Below are 2959 nucleotides of genomic sequence, written 5' to 3'. Positions count from 1 at the left end.
ATCTTTTCCTCCGTTTACGTTTGGAAACAGGTCATTGATTTTGTCATCCCCGGATTTTGGTGATGAGCCATAAATTGATTTGTTGGTATAATCTTGAAAGAGGGGGTGAAGATATAAATGGGGATAAAATTTAATTGCTTTCTTAGAGAAGAATTGTCAGTAAATGATATTCAGGTATAACAATGTATTATTTACACAGAATTGCTAAGTATGATCATCAAGGCGGACAGAGAATTAATTCTATGCTTGAAATTAATCCTGAAGCTATATTTATTGCTGAAGCTTTAGATGAGGAAAGAGTAATAAAAGGGGCTAGAGGGCCTCTACACGGAATTCCAGTAGTTTTAAAAGACAATATCGAAACGAAAGATTTTATGCATACTAGTGCAGGCGTCATAGCATTAGAAAATTATTTAGCTAAGCAGGATGCGTTTCTAGTAAAAAAGCTTCGTGAAGCAGGGGCTGTTATTTTAGGAAAAACAAATATGACTGAATTAGCAAATGGTATGTCGAGTACAATGTGGGCGGGCTATAGTTCTCGAGGTGGACAAACACTTAATCCTTATGGTGATCCAGAACTTTTTGTAGGAGGATCTAGCTCAGGGTCGGCAGTAGCGGTCGCATCGAACTTTTCTGTTTTATCAATTGGAACTGAGACAGACGCCTCGATTTTAAGTCCAGCTATTCAAAATTCAGTAGTTGGCATAAAACCGACTGTAGGGCTCATAAGTCGTCAGGGCATTATTCCGTTTACATACTCTCAAGACACAGCAGGACCAATGGCTAGAACAGTAACAGATGCAGCTATTTTATTGGGCGTATTAACTGGAGTAGATCAAGACGACGTCGCTACCTATAAAAGTGAAAGAAGGTTATATAAGGATTACACCAGTTTTTTAGATGCCACAAGTTTAATTGGTGCTAGAATTGGTGTTTATAATAATGCCTCAAAAGCTTATTATGACTCAGGGGAATATGATGAAACACTTTTTCAAAATGCAATTCAGGTTTTAAAAGAGCAAGGAGCCGATATTATTGAAGGCATCGACATCCCTTCTTTTCATAGAGACTGGAAATGGGGAGTACCGCAATACGAATTAAAGCATAGTTTAAATAATTTCCTTGTCAATCTACCTTCCCACATGCCTGTGCATTCTATCTCTGAGTTAATCGAATTTAATAAACGTTCAAAAGGAAAGTCGTTAAAATATGGTCAGGATAAATTGGAATCGAGAGAGAAACTATCGAATAAGTTAAGAGAATCTGACTATTTAAATGCAAAACTAGAGGATTTGTATTTTTCTCAAGAGCAAGGAATCGATTATACATTAAAAAAATATGAATTAGATGCGATTTTCTTTCCATCATATATAGGTTCGACAATTAGTGCAAAAGCTGGTTATCCGTCTATTGCCGTCCCAGCAGGGTTTATGAAAAATGGGAGACCGTTTGGCGTAACATTCGCAGGAACTGCATTTAGTGAGGATGTATTAATAAAATTCGCATTTTCATTTGAACAAGCAACTAAACTGCGAAAAGCTCCGAAGTTGTATTAAGATTCTCTGGCACACCGTAAATCTCGAGGAATAGCCTTATATAAAGGAATGGATATTAGAATTTATTTAATAGTAAAGAAGTAAAAAATCCTTTTAGTAGGATGGTGGATTCTATTGAAAAATTATCTAAAAATAGTCGTGGCATTTGTTCTAATAATTTCAATTCTAACACTTACGTCCTGTACACAAACAGAAAAATCAATAAATAAACGCACCGTTCTCGATGAAAATCAAGATATTGAAAATATAGTTACATCATTCGAACATCCTCAAACAAAGCAAAAGTTTAAAATAGTAAATGCCTATAAACTTTACAATAACTATATAGATGAGGTTAAAAGTAATCAAGAACTTTCACAATTGGAGATTTATAATGAAGAGGTAATTAAACCAATATATAGTGATTGTTTTGAGAATGGTGAATATCTTCATATGGCTTATCCAGTTCTAAATGAAGAGCCTGATAGCCTAACAGAAAATCAAAAATTAAGCGAAAAAATTGACAGGGAAGAAACAGAAAAAATTATTAAAGAAGCTCTTATAAAATCTTCAGACCTTATTGCATCCGAAAATGAAACAACAGTATGTGTGTTGCCTGTCACAAATACAAAAGCAAGTATGTTGACAGTGGGGGCAGGAAAAATAATAGTCCTATACAATATATCTTATACCGAAAATGATTTAAGGTCTGGTATAGCTCACGAATATCATCATAGTGTTTGGACTGAGAAGTACTTACGAAAAGATATACCTAGAACTATTTTGGATAACCTAATATTTGAAGGAAAGGCGGTTATGTTTGATAAGCTAGTTTATCCTGATATTTATTATTATCCAATTTATACAACATACAGCAAAGATGATTGGTCGAAAATTGCATTAGATCTCGAAAAGACTGACATTAATCGGTCTTACGAAATTCTTATGGGAGGTAATGACCTTCCTAGTTTTTATGGTTACGGTGTGGGCTATCAGTTGGTTAAATCCTATCTTGATTTGAACCCAACTTTAACATCAGAGGAATGGACGCCCTAAGTTCAAAAGAAATTTTTGAAAAAGGAAATTACCTTGACAGCTTTAAATGATAATTTTTTGTAACGCATTATGGGAAATAAGGTAACTTGAAGAGAAAGAACAGGAAACTGGAATATATTGTGTTATTTGACTTTGGAAATACACTCTATCTTCAACGTTTGGTGAGAAGATAAAAAGTATTGTATACGTATCAGAGCGCTGATTAATTAAATGGTGAGCAGCTTCATACAAAAATCAATACACAATATTTAGATGCTAAAAAGGTTAAATCTGCATTAGCAGATGAAATTGCGTAAGCGTCAAATAGCGCCCACGTGTTTTTCCGTGGGCGCTTTGTTGTATGCTTTAATTAGTTTTCTTTGGAACGT

Annotated in this window: 1 protein-coding gene and 1 pseudogene; both read left to right on the top strand. The window is 34.5% G+C overall.

Annotated elements, in window-relative coordinates:
• The first annotated feature begins 117 nt into the window (after window positions 1–117).
• Window positions 118–1556, top strand: a pseudogene (locus tag AMS59_RS22700) (amidase family protein).
• A gap of 114 nt (window positions 1557–1670) precedes the next feature.
• Window positions 1671–2591: a DUF2268 domain-containing putative Zn-dependent protease gene (locus AMS59_RS22695; RefSeq protein WP_234007888.1), complete on the top strand. Its 921-nt coding sequence runs from the start codon at window positions 1671–1673 to the stop codon at window positions 2589–2591.
• The last annotated feature ends 368 nt before the right edge of the window (window positions 2592–2959 follow it).

It is taken from the genome of Lysinibacillus sp. FJAT-14745 (assembly GCF_001275675.1).
Classification (GTDB): Bacteria; Bacillota; Bacilli; order Bacillales_A; family Planococcaceae; genus Lysinibacillus.
The sequence above is the reverse complement of the archived record's forward strand: the minus strand, read 5'-3'. Positions and strand labels throughout refer to the sequence as shown.